Annotated in this window: 18 protein-coding genes and 1 riboswitch; of the genes, 14 read left to right on the plus strand and 4 right to left on the minus strand. The window is 66.0% G+C overall.

The genetic code is table 11. From position 1 onward, the window contains the following. Window positions 1-7: 7 nt before the first annotated feature. Entirely contained in the window at window positions 8-1,252 is a 1,245-nt protein-coding gene (locus tag JY500_RS14575; RefSeq protein WP_206253519.1) for an EAL and HDOD domain-containing protein, read from the plus strand. Continuing rightward, window positions 1,249-3,267 (plus strand): ABC transporter substrate-binding protein, encoded by a 2,019-nt coding sequence (locus JY500_RS14580; protein WP_206253530.1) that lies wholly within the window; start codon window positions 1,249-1,251, stop codon window positions 3,265-3,267. Before JY500_RS14575 ends, JY500_RS14580 begins: the two co-directional genes overlap by 4 nt. 11 nt (window positions 3,268-3,278) lie before the next feature. On the opposite strand, the gene JY500_RS14585 is transcribed toward JY500_RS14580, so the two are convergent. Next, window positions 3,279-3,890, minus strand: a complete 612-nt coding sequence (locus tag JY500_RS14585) for a TetR/AcrR family transcriptional regulator (protein WP_206253532.1) — start codon at window positions 3,888-3,890, stop codon at window positions 3,279-3,281. A gap of 208 nt (window positions 3,891-4,098) precedes the next feature. Between JY500_RS14585 and JY500_RS14590 the strand changes: the two genes are divergently transcribed. The 4 genes from JY500_RS14590 to mlaD are packed head-to-tail and all read left to right on the plus strand — an operon-like array spanning window position 4,099 to window position 8,681. Beyond that, window positions 4,099-5,472: an efflux transporter outer membrane subunit gene (locus JY500_RS14590; RefSeq protein ID WP_172200672.1), complete on the plus strand. Its 1,374-nt coding sequence runs from the start codon at window positions 4,099-4,101 to the stop codon at window positions 5,470-5,472. Window positions 5,473-5,495: 23 nt separating this feature from the next. Beyond that, window positions 5,496-6,623, plus strand: a complete 1,128-nt coding sequence (locus tag JY500_RS14595; protein ID WP_206253533.1) for an HlyD family efflux transporter periplasmic adaptor subunit — start codon at window positions 5,496-5,498, stop codon at window positions 6,621-6,623. Between the two features lie 8 nt (window positions 6,624-6,631). Then, the gene (locus tag JY500_RS14600; protein ID WP_206253544.1) at window positions 6,632-8,176 is read left to right on the plus strand and encodes a DHA2 family efflux MFS transporter permease subunit; all 1,545 of its coding nucleotides are present in this window, start codon (window positions 6,632-6,634) and stop codon (window positions 8,174-8,176) included. A 37-nt stretch (window positions 8,177-8,213) separates the two neighbouring features. Then, window positions 8,214-8,681: an outer membrane lipid asymmetry maintenance protein MlaD gene (gene mlaD, locus JY500_RS14605; RefSeq protein WP_206253546.1), complete on the plus strand. Its 468-nt coding sequence runs from the start codon at window positions 8,214-8,216 to the stop codon at window positions 8,679-8,681. Between the two features lie 67 nt (window positions 8,682-8,748). Here mlaD and JY500_RS14610 read toward each other — a convergent pair whose 3' ends face one another. Continuing rightward, the gene (locus JY500_RS14610; protein ID WP_343073295.1) at window positions 8,749-10,020 is read right to left on the minus strand and encodes a Glu/Leu/Phe/Val family dehydrogenase; all 1,272 of its coding nucleotides are present in this window, start codon (window positions 10,018-10,020) and stop codon (window positions 8,749-8,751) included. 236 nt (window positions 10,021-10,256) lie between these two features. Between JY500_RS14610 and JY500_RS14615 the strand changes: the two genes are divergently transcribed. From JY500_RS14615 to JY500_RS14650, 8 genes are all read left to right on the plus strand, one after another. Then, a complete protein-coding gene (locus JY500_RS14615) occupies window positions 10,257-12,245 on the plus strand; it encodes a DUF1631 family protein (protein ID WP_172198023.1) in 1,989 nt (662 codons plus the stop codon). Between the two features lie 79 nt (window positions 12,246-12,324). Then, window positions 12,325-13,404, plus strand: a complete 1,080-nt coding sequence (locus JY500_RS14620; RefSeq protein ID WP_172198020.1) for a GGDEF domain-containing protein — start codon at window positions 12,325-12,327, stop codon at window positions 13,402-13,404. 100 nt (window positions 13,405-13,504) lie between these two features. Then, window positions 13,505-15,334, plus strand: coding sequence for a maltodextrin glucosidase (gene malZ, locus JY500_RS14625; protein ID WP_206253549.1), 1,830 nt, complete (start codon window positions 13,505-13,507; stop codon window positions 15,332-15,334). Window positions 15,335-15,337: 3 nt separating this feature from the next. Then, a complete protein-coding gene (locus JY500_RS14630) occupies window positions 15,338-16,240 on the plus strand; it encodes a carbohydrate kinase family protein (RefSeq protein WP_206253551.1) in 903 nt (300 codons plus the stop codon). Window positions 16,241-16,288: 48 nt separating this feature from the next. Further along, window positions 16,289-17,458, plus strand: coding sequence for an MFS transporter (locus tag JY500_RS14635; protein ID WP_206253553.1), 1,170 nt, complete (start codon window positions 16,289-16,291; stop codon window positions 17,456-17,458). Between the two features lie 86 nt (window positions 17,459-17,544). Then, window positions 17,545-17,715, plus strand: a complete 171-nt coding sequence (locus JY500_RS14640; protein WP_172198008.1) for a hypothetical protein — start codon at window positions 17,545-17,547, stop codon at window positions 17,713-17,715. A gap of 89 nt (window positions 17,716-17,804) precedes the next feature. After that, a riboswitch (yybP-ykoY riboswitch) is annotated at window positions 17,805-17,987 on the plus strand. Window positions 17,988-17,990: 3 nt separating this feature from the next. Continuing rightward, the gene (locus JY500_RS14645) at window positions 17,991-18,566 is read left to right on the plus strand and encodes a TMEM165/GDT1 family protein (RefSeq protein WP_172198005.1); all 576 of its coding nucleotides are present in this window, start codon (window positions 17,991-17,993) and stop codon (window positions 18,564-18,566) included. Between the two features lie 49 nt (window positions 18,567-18,615). Beyond that, window positions 18,616-18,834 (plus strand): KTSC domain-containing protein, encoded by a 219-nt coding sequence (locus JY500_RS14650; RefSeq protein ID WP_206253555.1) that lies wholly within the window; start codon window positions 18,616-18,618, stop codon window positions 18,832-18,834. Between the two features lie 3 nt (window positions 18,835-18,837). Here the strand turns inward: JY500_RS14650 and JY500_RS14655 are convergent, their stop codons facing one another. Together JY500_RS14655 and JY500_RS14660 are read right to left on the minus strand one after the other, a co-directional pair. After that, window positions 18,838-19,656, minus strand: a complete 819-nt coding sequence (locus JY500_RS14655; RefSeq protein ID WP_206253557.1) for a M90 family metallopeptidase — start codon at window positions 19,654-19,656, stop codon at window positions 18,838-18,840. 128 nt (window positions 19,657-19,784) lie between these two features. Continuing rightward, on the minus strand, window positions 19,785-20,249 hold the full coding sequence (locus JY500_RS14660; RefSeq protein ID WP_246479637.1) for a cyanophycin metabolism-associated DUF1854 family protein: 465 nt from the start codon (window positions 20,247-20,249) through the stop codon (window positions 19,785-19,787). Window positions 20,250-20,253 lie beyond the last annotated feature (4 nt).

A 20,253-nucleotide genomic window follows, 5' to 3' on the forward strand; every position in this document is an offset into this window, starting at 1 on the left:
CATCGGTATGACGGATTCCAGCACAGCCTTTCTCGGCCGCCAGCCGATCCTGGACCGCGACAAGCAGTTGGTCGCGTTCGAGTTGCTGTTCCGCGGCGGCAAGGAAAACCGGGCCGAGGTCACGAACGACACGGAAGCCACTGCCGTCGTTCTGACACGCGCATTTTCCGATCTTGGCATCGATGCCGCACTCGGCAGCGGCCTCGGTTTCATCAACTGCGATGCGAACCTGCTGCTCTCCGACGCGATCGAGGTGCTGCCGTGCGACCGCATCGTGCTGGAGATCCTCGAAACCGTCGATCCGACGCCGGAAGTCCTCGCGCGATGCCGCGCGCTGCGCGACAAGGGCTTCATGCTCGCGCTCGACGACTACATCGGCGCCGAGGACCGCTTCCGCGAGCTGTTGGCGATGGTCGACTTCATCAAGGTCGATATCCAGCCGCTCGACGAAGCCGCCTTGCGTGCACTGACAGCGCGCCTGTTGCCGCTTGGTGTGCCGCTGCTGGCAGAGAAGGTGGACACGCAGGCACAGGCGGATCTTTGCCGCGATCTGGGTTTTGAGTTGTTCCAGGGGTATTTCTTCGCCCGGCCAACGATCCTGGCGCAAAGGAAACTCGACCACAACGAGATGACGCTGCTGCGCCTGCTGGGGCTGGTCATGCAGGATGCGGACACCGAGGAACTGGAAAGCGTCGTGAAGCCGGACCCGAGCCTGACGGTGAACCTGCTTCGCCTGGTCAACTCCGCCGGCTCGGGGCTGCGCAGTCCGGTTCATTCGCTGCGCCACGCCATCACAGCGCTCGGCCGCAGGCCGCTGCAACGCTGGATCCAGCTTCTGCTGTTCGCACGCCCCGGCAGCCACAGCCAGAACGATCCGCTGATGATCCTCGCCGCCACGCGTGGCCGCACGATGGAGATCCTCGCCGGCACGCCGGACAGCAGCCTCTACCGGCTGCGTGACGAGGCCTTCCTTGCGGGCATCGTCTCGCTCTTGCCTGCCCTGTTGATGACGCCGATGGACGACATCCTCAAAGGTCTGCCGGTTTCTGCCACACTGAGCGCCGCAGTGCGAGAGCGCGCCGGACCGCTCGGCGCCTTGTTACACTTGGTGGAGACTTTGGAGGGTGCGGACCAGGATGCATTCCTTGCCGCACTCGCGCACTGCCCGGGCATTGCGCCGATGGCGGTGTTTGCCGCTGAGGCCTCAGCCATGACATGGGCATCACAGATCGGCAAACCCGTATCGGAATGACAGCACTGACACCCTCGCACCGGAATCGACTGACCGCGCTGATGCGCGGCGCATTGACTTTGCTGGTGGTGGGTATCGTCAGCTTTGGCACCCTCTGCGCCCCCGCCGCATCCGCCGCGCCGGAGCAGGACCGCGTGACGCTGCAGCTCAAATGGCGCCACCAGTTCCAGTTCGCTGGCTACTACGCCGCGCTCTACAAGGGCTACTACTGGGACGCCGGCCTCGATGTGGAAATCCGCGAGGCAAACGAAGGCGAAGATCCGATCCAGCAAGTACTCGCCGGGCGCGCCGACTTCGGCGTTGGCACCAGCGAGTTGCTGCTGCTGCGTAATGCAGGCAAGCCGGTGGTCGTGCTGGCGGTGATCTTCCAGCATTCGCCGCTGGCGCTCGCCGCGCGTCGCGAAAGCGGCATCCGCAGCCTGCACGACCTCGCCGGCAAGCGCGTCATGATCGAGCCGAACTCGGCCGAACTCTTTGCCTACCTGCAGCGCGAGGGCATCGCCTCCGATTCGATGCAGTTGGTCACGCACAACTTCAACGTCCAGGATCTGGTGGCGGGCAAGCTCGATGCGATGTCGGTGTACGCGACGGACGAACCCTTCGAGCTGGGCGAAGCCGGTGTCGCCTACGAGCTTTTCGAACCCCGTTCCTCTGGCATCGATTTCTACGGCGACAACCTCTTCACCACCGAGGCGCAGATCCGCAAACACCCGGAACGCGTGCGCGCGTTCCGCGAAGCCACGCTGAAAGGCTGGGCTTACGCGATGCAGCACCCGGACGAGATCATCAACCTGATCCTCACGCAGTATGGCGACCGGCACAGCGTCGAGCACCTGCGCTACGAAGCCAAGGTGATGGAGCGCCTGCTACAGCCGACGCTGGTGGAACCGGGCTACATGCACGTCGGGCGCTGGCAGCACATTGCCGATACCTACGCCGAACTCGGCCTGATGCCGGCCGGCGCCTCGCTCGACGGCTTCCTCTACGAAGATGGCGCAATCGGCGAAAACGACCGCACCCGGCGCTGGCTGATGGTGGCGCTCGCCGCGATGGTGCTGATCGCTGCAAGCAGCGCCTACGTACTACGCCTGAACTGGCGCCTGAACGCCAGCCGCGAGCGGCAGCGCGTGATCATCGACACCGCCCCCTTGGCGCTGATCGTGCTGAGCGACGACGACAAGGTGCAGGACTGGAACCAGGCTGCGGAGCGCACCTTCGGCTGGAAGCTCGAAGACGCCCGCGCTCGCAATCTGCTGGACCTGCTCGCACCCGACACTGACCGCGCCGCGATGCGCACGCTGCTGGACGACACCCGCCGCGACGCCACCGGCAGTCATTCCGGCGAGACCTGGGCGAATACCGCGAGCGGGCGGCGGATCCGCTGCGACTGGCGCTTCGCGGTGATGCCCTCGAGCGATGGTCGCCAGCACCGGGTGGTCGCGATGGCCATCGACGTCACCGCCCAGCGCGAACTCGAAAGCCGGCTGCAACTGATGGCACACGCCGACCCGCTGACAGGCCTCGCCAATCGCTCGCTCTTCTACGACCGGCTCGAGCGCGCACTATCGCTGGCGCAGCGTCACACCGGCCATATCGCGCTGATCTACATTGATCTGGACGACTTCAAGCAGGTCAACGACACGCAAGGGCATGAGGCGGGTGACATCGTTCTGCGGACGGTGGCGATGCGCCTGCGCCGGCTGATCCGCGATTCAGACACCGTGGCACGTATCGGCGGCGATGAATTCGTGATCCTGCTGCTCGATGTGCCAGATCGCGATGCCGCGCTGGTCGTGGCCCATAAAGCGGAAGAAGCGGTGCGGATGTCGATCGAAGTACGCCCGGCACAGTTCGCGCATATCGGCGCCAGCATTGGCGTGAGCCTCAGCCCGCAGCACGGCAGTTCGGCCGAAGCCCTGCTACGCGCAGCGGACGCAGCGATGTACCGCGTCAAACACGCGGGCAAACATGGCGTAGCGGTTGCCCACGGCGGCGAGGCAAACGCGGTCGATTGAAGGCGCGGCGGTCAGCGGGCCTCGCGCGGGCCGTAGGCCGCGAAGAACACGTCCAAGGCGCGACTCACAATCGCTGAAATCTCCGCCGGCGTAAAACCTTCCACCAGCCGGAACAGCAACGGCTCCATCGTCTCCGCCTCGATCAGGCCGCGCAAGTGCTGCGCCGCGATGCGGCAGTCGCACTGGCGAAGCTGGCCGCGCTCCATCGCCGCGCGCAGGTAGTTCTCTATCTGTATCGTTCCCTTGCCCGGGCCATTCTCGTAAAACAACGGCCCGACGCCCTGCCGGCTCGACTCGGCGATCACCGTGCGCCGTATCGAAATGAAGGACTGCGAGCCAAACACCGCCAGCGCACGCTCACTGAAGCGCTGCAACACGCCACGCAGGTCGTCATCGGGTCTCAGCAGGGTGAAGGCCTGCTCCATGTGATGATGCGCGGCCTGCAGCGTCACCTCCACAAAGAGCGCCTCCTTCGACGGGAAGTAGTTGTAGAGCGTTGCCTTCGAGCCGCCGACGCGGCTCGCGATCTCCGCCATCGAGGTGTGCTCGAAACCTTGCTCGCGAAAGGCATCGGCGGCGATATCGACGATTCGCTGTCGGCGCTCTTCAGTCTTCGTCCGCATCGTTTAACCCTTTTTTAAACTCACCCGTACAGTTTTGATTGACAGGCGTCTGGCGTCAAGTTTTAATTGAACCGTACAGTTCAGTTATAGGCAAAACACCGTGACGCCCCCTTCGATTGACGCGGCGCTAGCGCCCGCGATAAACACAACCAGGCCGCTGCCCCGGCTGCACCAACTCTCGACCGCTCTGGGCATCTCGGGCGTGCTGATGCTGGGCGCCTGCGCCCAGCTTCCCGCTCTCGATTCGCCCGCTTCACCGAAGCCGGCCTCGGCCTACGCCAGCGCACAAAGCTTCGCAGCACCGCTCGCCCAGTGGCCGCAGGATGCCTGGTGGACCCACTACGGCGATGCACAGCTTGACCAGTTGATCGCTGAAGCGCTGCAAGGCGCGCCCAGCCTCAACGCAGCCCGCGCCCGCCTCGCCCGCGCCGAGAGTGGCGCCCAGATCGCCGGCGCCGCGCGCCTGCCGCAAGTCAGCGCCAACGCATCCGCTACCGAACAGCACCAGAGCTACAACTACCTGACGCCCCGCTCGATGACGCCCGAGGGTTGGCACGACTACGGCCGTGCGACGCTGGATTTCAGCTGGGAACTCGACTTCTGGGGCAAGAACCGCGCGGCACTCGCCGCCGCCACATCTGAAGTCGAGGCCAGCCGCGCCGACGCCGCACAAGCGCGCCTTGCACTCTCGGCATCAATCACTGCGGCCTACGCCGAACTCGCGCGCCTGTATGCCGCCCGCGACACCGCTGAAGCCGCGGTTCAGGTGCGCACGAAGACCGCCATGCTGTTCCGCCAACGATACGACAACGGCCTCGAAACGCTCGGCAGCGTGCGCCAGGTCGATGCCCGCCGCGCCGCCGCGGAAGGCGATCTGCTTGCCACCGACGAACAGATCACGCTGCAGAAGAACCGCATCGCCGCCCTGCTCGGCGCCGGCCCGGACCGCGGCATCGCCATCGCCCGGCCCAGCGTCAATCTGGACCGCAGTTTTGGCTTGCCGGCTGAACTGAATGCCAACCTGCTCGGCCGTCGGCCGGATGTCGTTGCCGCGCGCCTGCGCGCCGAAGCGGCCGCCAAGCGCATCGACCAGCGCACCGCGGAGTTCTACCCAGACATCAACCTTGCCGCCTTCGTCGGCGTGCAGTCGCTCGGGCTCGACTTGCTGACCAAGCCCGGCTCCTTCGTCGGCAGCATCGGGCCGGCGATCTCGCTGCCGATCTTCTCCGGCGGCCGTTTGCGGGGCCAGCTGCGGGGCGCAAACGCCGACTACGCCGAGGCCGTCGCCAACTACGACGCGGCGGTCACCCAGGCCTTGCATGACGTGGCCGACGCGGCAACCAGCCAGCGCGCGCTCGGTGCCCAGCTCGCCAAGGCGGATGAAGCCGTGGGCGCGGCGCGCGAGGCCTGGCGCATCGCCAACAACCGCTACGACGGCGGGCTCTCGAACTACCTCGATGTGCTGACCGCTGAAGACGCCCTGCTCGCCAGCCTGCGCTCGCTCACCGACATGCAGTCACGCGCTTTCACGCTCGATGTCGCGCTGGTGCGCGCGCTGGGCGGTGGCTACCAGAACAACTAAGAAATCTCCCCGAGGAATTGATCATGTCCGACACACTCACCACGACGCTCGCCACCCCTGACAACAGCTTGCGCCGCAAGCGCCTGTTCGCCGCCCTTGGCGGTGTCATCGCACTCAGCGCGATCGGCTACGGCCTCTACTGGCATTTCCACGCCTCACGCTTCATCAGCACCGACAACGCCTACACCGCGGCCGAAGTGGCGCAGGTCACGCCGTCGGTCGGCGGCACCGTCGCCGCCGTGAAGGTGGTCGACACGCAAAGCGTGAAGCAAGGCGACGTGCTCGTCGTGATCGACGACACCGATGCGCGCCTCGCGCTGGCACAGGCCGAGGCCGAACTCGGCCGTGCCGTGCGCCGCGTGAAGGGCTATGTCGCCAACGACAACGGCCTCTCGGCGCAGATTCAGGCGCGCGATGCCGACGAGCGCCGCGCCGCCGCCCAGCTTGTCGCTGCCGAATCGGATTTCGAACGTGCAGAGATCGATCTCAAGCGCCGTGAAGCGCTCGCAGGTTCGGGTTCCGTCTCCGGTGAAGAGCTGACCCGCGCGCAGAACGCCTTCGCCACAGCCAAGGCCAACCTCGACGTTGCACGCGCCGCAGCCGCACAGGCCCGCGCCAACCGCGCCGCCGCGCTGGGCTCGCGCGAGGCCAATGCCGTGCTGATCGAAAACGCAGACCTCGACAGCAACCCGGAAGTCGCACTAGCCCGAGCACGGCGTGACCAGGCCCGAGTCGACCTCGAACGCACCGTCGTGCGTGCGCCGGTGGATGGCGTGATCGCCCGCCGCCAGGTGCAGGTTGGCCAGCGTATCCAGGCCGGCGCACCGCTGCTCAACGTGGTGCCGGTGCAGCAGATGCATGTGGACGCCAACTTCAAGGAAGTGCAGCTCGATCGCGTGCAGGTTGGCCAAGCGGTTGAACTGCACTCGGACCGCTACGGCAGCGACGTTGTGTATCACGGCGTGGTCGAGGGCATCTCGGGCGGCACCGGTGCCGCGTTTGCGACGATCCCGGCGCAGAACGCAACCGGCAACTGGATCAAGGTGGTGCAACGCCTGCCGGTACGTGTGCGCCTCAAGGCAGAGGAGCTGGCCGAGCGCCCGCTGCAGGTCGGACTCTCGATGATCGCGACGATCGACACCCGTCACTGAGCGCCGCCATGTCTTCGAACACCACGCTTCATTCGGGCGACGCGCCGCTGCACGGCGGCGCGCTTTGGGCGGCCGCCCTTGTGCTGGCCGCCGCCAACTTCATCGCCGTGCTCGACATGACGATCGCCAACGTGTCGGTCAACAGCATCGCCGGCGGGCTGGGCGCGTCGACCAGCCAGGGTACCTGGGTGATCACCTCCTACGCGGTGGCCGAGGCCATCACCGTACCGCTGACCGGTTGGCTCGCCGCGCGCTTCGGTGCGGTAAGGGTGTTCGTCAGCGCGATGATGATGTTCGGCGTGTTCTCGGCGCTGTGCGGTTTCGCCAACTCGCTCGGCTTCCTCGTCGCGGCACGGGTGCTGCAAGGCCTCGCGGGCGGCCCGATGATGCCGCTCTCGCAGACACTGATGCTGCGCATTTTCCCGAAGGAAAAGCAGGGGGCAGCAATGGGCTTGTGGGCGATGACGACGCTGATCGCGCCCATCCTCGGCCCGATCCTCGGCGGCTGGATCTGCGACAGCTTCTCCTGGCCCTGGATCTTCTACATCAACGTGCCCGTGGCCCTTGCCTGCGCGACGATGGCGTGGCGGATGCTCAAGCGCTACGAGCATCCGCTCGAACGCGTGCCGGTCGACAAGGTCGGGCTGGGCCTGCTGGTGATCTGGGTCGCCGCGTTGCAGATCATGCTCGACGAAGGCAAGCAGCTCGACTGGTTTGCCTCCAGCAAGATTTGGGCGCTCGCGATCATCGCCACGATCGGCTTTGCTGCGTTCATGATCTGGGAGCTGACCGAACAGCACCCGATCGTTGATCTGCGTGTGTTCCGCCATCGTGGCTTCACCGCCAGCGTGCTGACGATCAGCCTCGCCTTCGGCGCCTTCTTCGGTGCCAACGTGCTGACCCCGATGTGGTTGCAGAGCTACATGGGCTACACCGCCACCTGGGCCGGCATGACCACCGCATGGAGCGGCGTGCTCGCGGTGCTGGTGGCGCCCGTCGCCGCGGCGCTGTCCGCGAAGGTCGATCCGCGCCCGCTGGTGTTCGGCGGCGTGATCTGGCTAGGCATCGTGACGCTGCTGCGGGTGGTGGCGAACACCGACATGGACTACTGGCAGATCGCGCTGCCGCTGTTGCTGATGGGGCTCGGCATGCCCTTCTTCTTCGTGCCGCTGAACGCGCTTGCGCTGGCCAGCGTCGAGGAATCGGAAACCGCCTCGGCCGCAGGCCTGCTGAACTTCCTGCGAACCGTCTCGGGCGCTTTTGCCACCTCGCTCGTCACTACCCTGTGGGAAGACGGCGCTTCTGCAAAGCACGCCGAACTGGCTGGGCTCATCGACCCGCAGGGCGCCAGCGCACAGGCGCTGACGCAGCAAGGCATGCCCGCCGATGCAGTGCGCGCCACGCTCGATCAGATCACGCAGGGGCAGGCCGTAATGGTCGCCACCAATGAACTGCTGTTGATGGTCGGCATAGCCTTCTTCATCGCGGCATTTGCGATCTGGCTGGCCCCGCGCCCCACGCGCGTCGTGGATGCAGCGGCGGCGGGCCACTGAGCGTGGGGCGTAGCGAAGCGTGTTGCGAGGCCGGCTGATGGCGCTGCGCCACATCGAATTCGTCGTCGGCGTCGTATTGCTTTGTGGCGCGATGGCGCTCGTCTACATGTCGCTGCGCTCAAGCGGTGTCTTCGATCGAGCGTCGGCGCCCTATCGCCTGCAGGCCCGCTTCGAGCAGATCGGTGGCCTGCGCCCGCAAGCGCCAGTGAAGGCCGCCGGGGTCGTCGTCGGGCGTGTGCGCGGGATTCGATATGACGGTGCAGCGGGCATCGCAGTCGTCGAGATCGACATGGACGCTCGCTACCGTTTCCCGGCCGATACGCGGGTGAGCATCCGCAACGCCGGCCTGCTGGGCGAGCAGCACCTCGCGCTGTCGCCGGGCAGCGCCTCGACGCAGCTCTCCGGCGGCGACACGATTTCACGTACGCAGTCGGCGCTGGTGCTTGAGGATCTCGTCGGGCGGCTCTTGTATGACAAGGCTCAGGCGTCCTCGACCGGGCATTGAACGCACGAGCCAAAGCACGAAAAAAGGGGCCGCACGGCCCCTTTGCTTCCTTACGCTCAGCGTCGGATCACGGATAAAGACCGCGCTCTTCGCGTGCCTGCAGGATCCGCGTGCAGGCCACGACGAACGCCGCTGTGCGGATCGAGATGCGATGCTCCTGTGCGGTATCCCAGATCTTGCGGAAGGCTTCGGACATGATGCGTTCGAGCCGCATGTTGATCTCGTCCTCGCTCCAGAAGAAGCTCGCGATGTCCTGCACCCATTCGAAGTACGACACCGTGACGCCGCCCGCGTTGGCGATCACATCGGGTATCACCAGCACGCCCTTGTTGGTGAGGATATCGTCGGCCTCAGGCACCGTCGGGCCATTCGCGCCTTCGAGCACGACACGCGTCTTGATCCGCTTGGCGCGCTCCGGCGTGATCTGGCCTTCGAGAGCAGCCGGGATCAGGAACTCGGTCTCGACATCCCAGAACTGTTCGTTCGGGATCACCTCTGCACCCGGACATTTCGCAATGCCGCCATCACGGCGCAAGGTCGCCATCAACTCGGCGATGTCGAGGCCGTTCGGGTTGTAGATCGTGCCGGTGTGATCCTGCACCGCAACGATCTTCGCGCCATTGCCGGCGAAGAGTTCAGCCGCCGCGCTGCCAACGTTGCCAAAGCCCTGCACCGCGACGCGCGCACCGTTGATCTGCAGATCGATGCGACGAGCCACTTCGCGCCCGATCACGAAGACCCCGCGGCCGGTGGACTTCAAACGGCCCAGCGAACCACCCAGTTCGATCGGTTTGCCGGTCACGACACCCGTCGCCGTGGCGCCGACGTTCATCGAGTAGGTGTCCATCATCCACGCCATGATCTGCGCGTTGGTGTTCACATCCGGCGCCGGAATGTCCTTGTCCGGCCCGATGATCAGCCCGATCTCGCTGGTGTAGCGGCGCGTGAGCTTCTCGAGTTCCTTCTTCGACAAGGTCTTCGGATCGACCCGGATACCGCCCTTGGCGCCGCCATAAGGCAGATTCACCGCAGCGTTCTTCACCGTCATCCACGCCGACAGCGCCATCACCTCTTCCAGCGTGACATCCGGATGGAAGCGCACGCCGCCCTTGCCGGGGCCGCGCGAGAGGTTGTGCTGCACGCGAAAGCCCTCGAAGTGGCGGATGCTGCCGTCGTCCATCTCGATCGGGATATCGACGATCAGCGCGCGCTTCGGGCGCCGCAGGGTCTCTGCCCAGCGTGCCAGATGGCCCAGATACGGCACCACGCGCTCAACCTGTTCGAGGTATGTCGCCCACGGCCCCCCGGCCGTAGTTGCGACGTATGAAAGCCCGTTCATCATGTCTCCCCCGTTACGGGTGTTGCTTTTGACAACATTTATGAATGGCCCGGCGGGCCACAAAAAGGGCAGGATCACCGCCCTGCGCCGCATTCTGCCGCGCCTCTGGCGCCAAAAACCCAAGACGCGGCGACAGGGACTTGCGAGGATGCGCCGCACGCAGCGCTGCCTCGCAGAGGTATAGTGACTTCGCCTTGGCAGACTGCCGGGGCCGTTATCGACCTGACGACCGCGACATGAACGACGCCCCTTCGCCCGCCTCTTCCACGATTGCCGAGCAACTGGTTGCGCACGGCCGCAACGCACTGCTGCAAACGCTCGACGAAGTTGCGCGCGACAGCGGCTTCAGCCACCCGGAAGCGCTCGAGGGCCTGCGCCGCGGCACGATCGAAAGCCACGACGAACTCGCCGGCCTGCGCGACCGCCGCGGTTTTGAAAACGCACGCGGCCTGACCGCCTCGCGCATCAGCCTGGTGCACGAGGAAGACCTCGAATTCACGATCCGCATCAACGATCTGGCGCGCCGGCTGCGCGAACGCTGCGACCGCGAACTGGGCCGCCTGCACCAGCGCTACATGACGCTGCTGGACCAAAGCGACGACGCTGCGCTGGAGCAGCTACCCGTCGGCCCCGAAACCGCCTGCTGCGGGCTGCGTGCGCTATCCGATGCGGCCGGGCTGGATCCGGCGTCGCGCCTGAAATTGCTAGAACGGATCGAGCCACGCCTGGCGAGCGGCCTCAACGCGCTCTACGCCCAACTCAATCGAGAACTCGAAAGCCGCGGCGTCGAGCCCAAGTCGCTCAGCCGCAGCGGTTCGCAAAGCCCGGCAGCCCCGGCACGCGGCCCCGCGAGCGACGCACATGCCTGGGGCGCCGGCAGCTTCGGTGAGCTGCATCGTGCCGCCGTCACCCGCCTCGGTGCCGGCAACGGCGCGGCGATCGATGCAACGCTCGCCGCTGCAGTGCGCGAACAAGTGCTCGGCTGGCTCGACACCCAGCAAGCCAACGCAGCCTCGGGTGGCGATGTCGCGGCCCTGAGCGGCAGCGATCTTGGCCCCCTGCTCGGCCCGCGCGAACGCGCCGCGGTCGATGCGCTGGAGCATGTTTTCAAGGTCATCGAACAGGATCGCAAGCTCGCCACGCCAATCCGCAGCGCCTTGTCGACGCTGTCGCTGCCGATGATGAAGCTCGCCCTGCTCGATCCGGACATGCTGGAAACCCCGGACCATGCGGCACGTCGGCTCATCAACGCGATCGGCGAATGCGTGCACGGCATGTCGCCTTCGGCCAACGCCGATCACCCGGTTTGCGTGTTCGTCAAAACCGTGACGACCGGCGTGCTGCGTGACTTTGGCCGCGACGCTGCGGTGTTCGAGCGGGCGCTCTCGCGTGTCGAACAGGTGGCTGGCGAACGGCGCGCACTTGCGATCCAGCTCGCTACTGCATCAAACGCACTGGCCGCGCGCGTGGAGCGCGAAGAAGCCGCGCTGCGTTTCGCATCCAAGGCGATCCGCGCACTCGCCAGCGAGGGCGTACCCAACGTCGTGCGCGGCTTCCTCGAGCAGCACTGGCTGCGTGTGCTTCAAACGACACTCGCGGCGCATGGCGACAAGAGCCCCGAATGGCGCAACCAGCTGATGGTGGCTGACCGCCTGATCTGGAGCGTGCAACCGAAAACCACGCCGGAAGAGCGGCAACACTTGCTCAAACTGTTGCCGGAACTGCTTCGCCGTGCGGCAGACGGCCTCGCAATGGTGGGCGTGAGCGAACAGCAGGCGCGCGAGCTGCTGGCGCCGTGCATGCAATTCCACACCGCAGCGATCAACGGCCAGGCGGCGCCGGCCGATGTGCCTTATGCGGCGCCACAACCCACGCTCGAGTTCGGCACTGTTGGCGAAGCGCCGGGCTTGAAGGTGCTGCGACTGAACGGCGCGCCGGGGCGTGAGAGCCTGCCGAATGCCGAGCTGGCGACGCTCAAGGCGGGGGACTGGATCGAGTTCTCGCTGCCGGACAACCGGCGGGTGCGCGGCTGCGTCGGCTGGATCGGGCCCGGTCGGCATGCGATTGTGATCTGCGACCCCGACCGTCGCGGCGTCATGGGCGTCACGATGCGGGCACTGGAACGCGAGCTGCAAACGGGTGATGCACGCCGGCTCGACGAAACGCCGCTCTTCGAGGCGGCCTCCGCCGCTGCGCTCAAACGCCTGCGGGGCGCCACGCAGTAGCACAAGCTCTCAAGCTTCCGGTTGTTCGATCCGTAGGTCATCGAATAGCCTTGCCCGATCCGGAATCGCGAGCACGCCGTTGAGCCAAGCGACCTACACCACCGAGCAGATTGCCCGCGCGCAGCGCCTGCGTTTGCGCCGCAGCCTGCTTGCGTTCCTGTTCTACGGCGCCAGTGCAACGGTACTGGCGGTGGCCTGCGGTATCGGGCTCTTCCCGCTGGGCGCCCTGTACATCGTGCTGGTGATGTTCCTGTGCACGCCTGCCTTGTTCGTGGCGTTGATCGCGAGCGGCGCGAACCTGCGCTGGCGCGACCCGTCCCTGACCGAAGCGCAGATCGCGGCCGCCATGCTCAACTGCACGCTGGTACTGACGTTTGCCGGCCCCTTGCGCGGCATCGTGATGCTGGCCTACATCCTTCCGCTGCAGTTCGGCGCCTTCGCGCTTACCACGCCGGTCCTGCTCCGGCTCTGCCTGATCCCTGCCGCCGGCTTGCCGCTTGCAATCGCAGCCAGCCACTGGCTGGGCATGCGTGGCGCTGCGCTGGAACTGGAGCTCGTGCAGTGGATGGCGTTGATGCTCGTCTTGCCCTTCACCGCGTATGTGGCGGGGCGACTGTTCGATTACAACCGCTACAAGCGCCTGTCTGATCGCGATGAACTGTCCGGCCTCTACAACCGGCGCGCCGCACTGGCCTATCTCGATCAGCTGACGCGCCTCTCCACCCCCAACCAGGTCGCGTTCTGCGTTGCGGTGCTTGATTTCGACCATTTCAAACAGATCAACGACCAGTTCGGCCACGCTGCGGGTGACGAGGTGATCCGTAGCTTCGCCCTGCTTGCCCGCGACACGCTGCGCAAGGGCGACGTGATTGCGCGCTGGGGTGGAGAAGAATTCGTCGTCGTGCTGCATGGTGACTACGAGCAGGCGCAACACAGCATCGAGCGCCTGCGCGAAGCTTGCGCGGGCCAGGTGGTTGAGGCCGTCGGCCGTGCCGTCACCCTCTCGGCGGGGCTTGCCCTGCACCAGCCGGGCGAATCGATCGCCAGCCTGATCGAGCGGGCCGACCGCGCCCTCTATGCCGCCAAACATGCGGGGCGCAACCGCACCGAGCTGGCCGGGCACACGCTGGACCGGCGCCAGGTTGGCACTGCGGCGTAAGGCGCCTCGCCGTCTCCACCCCGCAAGATCCACCGCCTCCGCCGACGCAGGTGGATGACACCCTGGCTACAGTGCAGCCATCACGACTCAAGGAGCAAGCATGTTCCTGCTACACCCCCAGGTAGAACCGTGGCTCGTCCGCGGCGAGGAAGGCGTCAAGCTCACACTGCTGACCGAGCGCAGCGAGGGGCTCACGGTGATGTTGCGCTGCGAGCCGGACAACGAAGCGCGCTTCATCGACATGACCCATACCGGCCGCGAAGCCGAGTTGCACCGTTTCGAGGCCACCCTGCCATGGGATTCGGGCAACGACCCCACGGTCTACTGCTTCAAGGTCATCGAAGAAGGCAAGCAGTACTGGCTGGCCGGCGATGGCCAGCACCATCGCGTGCCGCATCGCGACCAGATGTTCCGCATCAACCGCGTCGATACGCCGCCGACTTGGGTGCGTGATCAGGTTTTCTACCAGATCTTCCCCGACCGCTTCTGCCAGGGCGACCCCTCGCTTGCGGTGCAGACCGGCGAATACACCTACGGCAGCGGCCGCATGAAGGTGGTCGCCAAGCGCTGGGGCGAGCCGGTGAATCCCGAGCTGCCGGCCACCGAGTTCTATGGCGGCGACCTGATCGGCGTGCGCCGCAGCCTCGACTACCTGCAGAACGAGCTCGGCGTGACCGCGCTCTATCTCAACCCGATCTTCGTCTCGGGGAGTAACCACAAGTACGACACCGAGGACTACTACAACGTCGACCCGCACCTGGGCGGCAATGAGTCCCTCGCCGCGCTGTCCGCCGAGATGAAGTGCCGCGGCATGCGGCTGATCCTCGACGCAGTGGTGAACCACACCGGCACCAACCACCCCTGGTTCAACCTGCACGGCCGGCACGACAGCATCGGCGCAACGCAGAGCGCGAAGTCACCGTGGCGCGACTGGTACTACTTCGACGAAGCCGGCTACTACTACGGCTGGAACGGTCACAAGTCGCTGCCGGTGTTGGATTTCAGCTCGCGAGGTCTGCGTGATGCGATCTACGCTGGGCCCAATGCGGTGCTGCGGCACTGGATGCGGGCGCCCTACAGCATCGATGGCTGGCGCTTCGACGTGATCCACATGCTGGGTGAAGGCCCAGGCTCGAACAACAACGCCCACTATGTGCGCGAATTCCGCAAGGCCCTGCGCGAAGAGAACCCGCAAGCCTATGTGATGGGCGAGCACTTCAACGAGGCCACGCGGTGGCTGCAGGGTGACCAGGAAGACGGCGCGATGAACTACTACGGCTTCGCGCACCCTGTGCGCGAATGGCTGGCCGGCACCGACATCGCGTATCACGCGGCGCGGCTCGATACGGTGGAGTTCGGCGCCTGGCTCGATTCGGCACGCGGCCGCATCCCCTACGACAACCAGCTGACGCAGCTGAACCTGCTCGACAGCCACGACACGGCGCGCTTCTTCACGCTGGTGGGCACCGACACCGAAGCGATGAAGCTCGCCGTGAGCCTGCTCTTTGCCTACCCCGGTGTGCCTTGCATCTACTACGGCGACGAGATCGGCCTCGAAGGTGGTCAGGACCCGGATTGCCGCCGCTGTTTCGACTGGGATCGCAACCACTGGAATCGCGAACTGTTCGAGCACTACAAGGCGCTGATCGCACTGCGCAAGGCACGGCCCGAACTGCGCCACGGCGCCTACCAGACCCTGCTGGCAGAAGGTGACACCTATGCCTTCGCGCGCTACACGAAAGAATCAGTGTCGGTGTTCGCCCTCAACCGGGGCGATCGCCCGCATGCCGTGCGCCTGCCGCTGTGGGTGCTGCCGCTGCACAAGAAGCACTGGTGCGCGCCTGGCGGCGAGCCGATCGCCAACGAGCCGGGCTGGATCACGACGATCCTGCCGCCCCGCTCGCATGTGATCCTGCTCGGCGAGGATTAAGCCATGGCACGCATTGCAGTCGCAGGGCTCTATACGTTGGAAACCAACCTGCGTATCGAGGGCTTTCCGCTCCCCTACTACCCGGTCACCTACCCCTTTCACGGCATCACGCAGGCGCATGCCGGCGTCGGGCTGAACGTCGGGGTCGCACTGGCGGGCCTCGGCCATGAAGTCAGGCTCGCCACGTTGATCGGGCAGGATGAACCGGGCGACAACCTGCTCGCCGCCCTGCCCCGCTTCGGGCTGGATGGCGGCCACGTCGCGCGGATCGCTTCGGCCACTTCGCAGTCGGTGATCCTCGTCGCACCGGACGGCAATCGCCAGATCCACTGTGATCTGAAAGACCTGCAAGAGAATCACTATCCGCAGGACAAGGTCGACAGCCTGCTCGCCGACGCTGCGCTGGCGGTGGTGTGCAACATCAACTTCGCACGCCCCCTGCTCGCCGCGGCGCGCGAACGCGGCATCCCGATCGCCACGGATGTGCATGCGCTCAGCAACTTTGACGACGCGTACAACCGCGACTTCATGGCCGCGGCGGACATCCTGTTCCTGTCGCACGAGCAGTTGCCCTGCGCACCGCAGGAGGCCATCGCCGCGCTGCGCGCACGCTTCGATCCGCGTGTGCTGGTCGTCGGCCTCGGCGCTGGCGGCGCACTGTTGTCGGAACGCGGTGCCGACACGCTGCACGTTCCGGCAATCGCACCACGCGGCGTGGTGAACACCATCGGTGCCGGCGACGCGCTGTTCTCCGCCTTCGTCGACCAGACGCTGCGCGGTACCCGTGCCCCGCTTGCGCTTCGTAATGCGGCGCTGTTTGCCGGCACGAAAATCAGCGAGAGTGGCGCAACCTGTGGGCTCATGAACGCAGCGCGCTTCGCCGAAGCGATTGCTGCCACCTACTGAGGCGCAGGCGCCCACCCCGTCACCGATTGATTGATCTGGATTCACCGCATGGCCCGTATCACCCCGGTTGCCGCCCGCATTGCGACCAAGGCGCACTTCTTCGTCAGCGGATTGCTGTTTGCCACCTGGGGCGTGCATGTGCCCACGGTCAAGGCGCATTACCTGCTGTCCGAATCGGCACTCGCCGGTCTGATGCTGGCCTCCGGCATCGGCGCCCTGATCGCGCTGACTCGCGTCGGCCATTGGGTTGCACAGCATGGCGCGCGGCCGGTCGTGATGGTGGGCGGAGTGGCCGTCGCCGCGCCGCTGGTATTGCTGCTCGGGATGCCAGGCTATCTCGCGATGCTCGCGCTGATGTTCGCATTCGGGCTTGCGACCGGCGCCTTCGACGTCGCGATGAATGCGGAAGCGGTGGCAGTCGAGCACGCCTATGCGCGGCCGATCATGTCCTCCTTCCACGGATTCTTCAGCCTTGGTGGCATGGTCGGCGCCGGCATTGGCAGCCTTGTCGCGGCCGCGGGTGTCGCGCCGACAACGCACCTTCTGCTTGCCGGCATCGGCGGCGGCGCGGTGATCCTGATCGCAAGCCGCTGGATGCTGCCGGATGAAGCCACTCATTCCCCGGACGAGCCAAGTGGCGGCTTCAGCCTGCCGCCGGGGCCGATTCTGCTGCTCGGCTTGCTGGCAGCCCTCGGCCTCGTCGGCGAAGGCGCCATGTACGACTGGAGTACGCTCTACATGGCCAAGGAACTGGGCAGTCCGCAGGCACAGGCAGCCCTGGCCTACGGCGCCTTCTCCGCGGCAATGGCCACCGCGCGCTTCGGCGGCGACTGGGTGCGCGCGCATGTGGGGCCGGAACCGCTGCTGCGCGCCTCTGCCTGGCTTGCCGCTGCCGCGATGAGTGCCGCCTTGCTGATCGCCCAACCCTGGGCCGCTTTGCTCGGTTTCGCGCTGGTCGGCATCGGATTCGCCAACGTCGTGCCCGTGCTCTTCACCGCGGCAGCCCGGATTCCCGGCATCACACCGGCTCGCGGTATCGCTGGCGTTTCCAGTTGTGGCTACCTCGGCTTCATGATCGGCCCGCCGGTGATCGGGGCGATTGCGCAGCACTGGGGCCTTGGCGTCGGGCTCTTCGTCGTTGCCGTGTTTGCCGCGCTCGTCGCGCTGCTGACCACGCGGGCGCTTCGACCACGAAGCGAAACTGCCGATCAACGCTGAACAACCACCACTGGCATTGCATACAGTTGCGATACTGTATAAGCTTCCAGCTACACGTTGTTCAAAGCCCTCACCGGAGACCCGCCATGATCCGCATGCCCCGCACCCTGACCTCCTCAGCCCTGCGTGCACCGCTGCGCGCCTGTGACGCCGCCCTGAGCCTGCGAGCCCTGGCAATGCTGGATGTGGTTCGCCGCCGCGGCCGCACCTGGGGCCTGCTCGCCACTTACGAAGAAGGCCGGCTCGGCCTGCGTTGAACCCCTTCAGGCGAGGCGCAAGGGCCTTGCCACCTCGGTCCGCGGCAACGATCTGAGCACGCCGCGTTCGACCATCGCGGCCGAACACGCTAAAATGCGCGCCGTCATTGGGGAGTAGCCGCCCTTCGCGCCAGCGGAGGGGCCTGCGTCAACACACTTGGCCCACCCGGCCATGGCGCAGGCGGTTCCCGTACTTGGCAAGACCATTGACCACGACGCTGCCGGACTGGCCGGGGCGCGCGTGGTCATTGGATCCGCCGGCCAGGGAGTTCAAATTGGAAGCCTTCCTCATCTCGACGGGCGTCGTCGCCCTGGCCGAAATCGGCGACAAGACGCAGCTGCTCGCCTTCATCCTCGCCGCAAAATTCCGTCGCCCCGTACCGATCGTGCTCGGCATACTCGTCGCCACGCTCGCCAACCACGCTGGCGCCGGCGCGCTGGGCGCCTGGATCACCTCACTCGTCAGCCCCGGAGTGATGCGTTGGGTGCTCGGCGTGTCCTTCATCGCGATGGCCGCCTGGATCCTGGTGCCGGATGAATTCGATGAAGACGACGCCAAGCTCGCGCGCTACGGCGTCTTCACCACAACGCTGATCGCGTTCTTCCTCGCCGAGATGGGCGACAAGACGCAGATCGCCACCGTCGCGCTGGCCGCGCAATACAAGTCTGTCGTGATGGTCGTGGCCGGCACCACGCTGGGCATGATGCTCGCCAACGTACCTGCAGTGATCCTCGGCGACCGCATCGCGAACCGCATCCCGGTTCGCGTCGTGCATGGTGTCGCCGCCGCGATCTTCGCCGTGCTCGGTGTCGCCACCTTGTTGGGTGCCGGCGAACGTTTCGGCTTCTGAGTCTGTAACGCGCGGGGCGCCGCAGCGCCCCGCCTTCCGGAGGTAGCGCATGTCCATCGAACGCAAACCGGTCCGTCGTGGCGGCATCAAGTCCGCCGGCTACGATCGCAGCGCGCGGGTGCTGGAAATCGAATTAGACAATGGATCGGTGATCCAGCACACCGGGGTCGGCGACGAGATCGCTCGCCGCTTCTTGTCCAGCGGCTCGCCGGCAAGCTACTACCGCGACAACATCCAGGACGAATTCACGCAGCGCCGTGTGAAATGACGCTCACCAGCTGAGCGGGTCGAGACGGTAGTAACGCGCGAGTTGTTCGTAGAGCGCTGGGTATTCCTCCTGCAGCGTGGCGGGCAGTTCGAAGAACACCTCGGTTGCGACGGCAAAGAATTCACCGGGGCTCGTCGCAGCGTAGGCGCGTAGCACGCTGGGCTCACCCACGCCAAGCCGCGCCTGAAGCTGAGCGTACGCGGCATTGAAGACGGACGACCATTCGCGGTAGCGCCGCCGTGAGGGCAGGGCCGGAGCACCGTTCGCGGAACCGGTCTCCTGATCGAGTTGGTGGGCAAATTCGTGCAGCACGACGTTGTGCCCGTCCTCATGCTCCGCCGCCCCCTCCACCGTGTCATGCCAGGACAGCACGACCTGGCCGCGTGCCCAGGATTCGCCAACACGCCCTTCGCGCTTTTCGGTGACCAAGCCGCTCGCATCGATCTGCCGCGTCGGCACTTCGAATGCCGCCGGATACACCAGAATTTCATGCAGACCGGGGTAGTAATCCGTCGGCCGATTCAGCAGCAACAGGCAGGCCTGCGCCGCAATCGTGACGCGGATGACGTCGTTGATCTCCAGCCCACCGCAGCCGACGAAGGACTTCTCGTCGAGAAACACTTGGATGTGCTGCTTCAACTGCAGTTGGAGGTCTGCCGGCAAGCGGCGGAAGTACGGCACGCGCCAGCGCAGGATCTCGCGCCAGGCATCGGGAAACGGCCGCGCGCGCACCGCGCTGCGGCGACGCTCAACCAGCGAGGGCCACATTCCGATCCATACCGCGAGGCCCAGGGCGAGCACCGCCAGCAACAGAAACGCCACGATCAGGCCCCGCAAATGCTCGATGAGCGATGAGGGCTATCTGGGCGCGCGCCGCCCGAATTCAAGCACCGCACCCGGCCAAGTCTCATTTCCGGCAGCGCGCTGGCGCACGCGCCGCAAGCGGACGCTCAGAGGAAGCGGTCGAGCAGCCTGCGCGAATGCCGGTCCAGCGCCTGTGGATCGCGGATCAGGAACTGGATGCCGTGGCTGTCGGCGATCAGCATCGTTGAGCCCGCCAGACGGCGGATGTCTTCCTCGCCGCGCAGGATGAACTGCGTCTCCCCGCGGTCGGTCTCGACCGTCCAGGTGGACGGCGTCGCGAAGGTCGACACGCTGATGAGCCGGCGGATTTCGGGCACGAATTCACGGCTGCCCAGTTCGGTCTCCACCATCTCGCGCACCGTCGGCGGCAGATCGCCCAGCCGATCGACCCAGGCGAGTTCATGGCCATCCTGGCTGACCAGCGAGAGCCCGTCCTCTGGCGCTGCGATGGGAAACGCGCGCACCGGCACCACATTCTCATGCCGCTCGCCGGCTGCATCAGTCAGCTCCAGTCGCCCGAAGGCATTGCGTTCAAGTTGCCAGTCGATCATGGCG

Source organism: Niveibacterium microcysteis, from assembly GCF_017161445.1.
Taxonomy (GTDB): domain Bacteria; phylum Pseudomonadota; class Gammaproteobacteria; order Burkholderiales; family Rhodocyclaceae; genus Niveibacterium; species Niveibacterium microcysteis.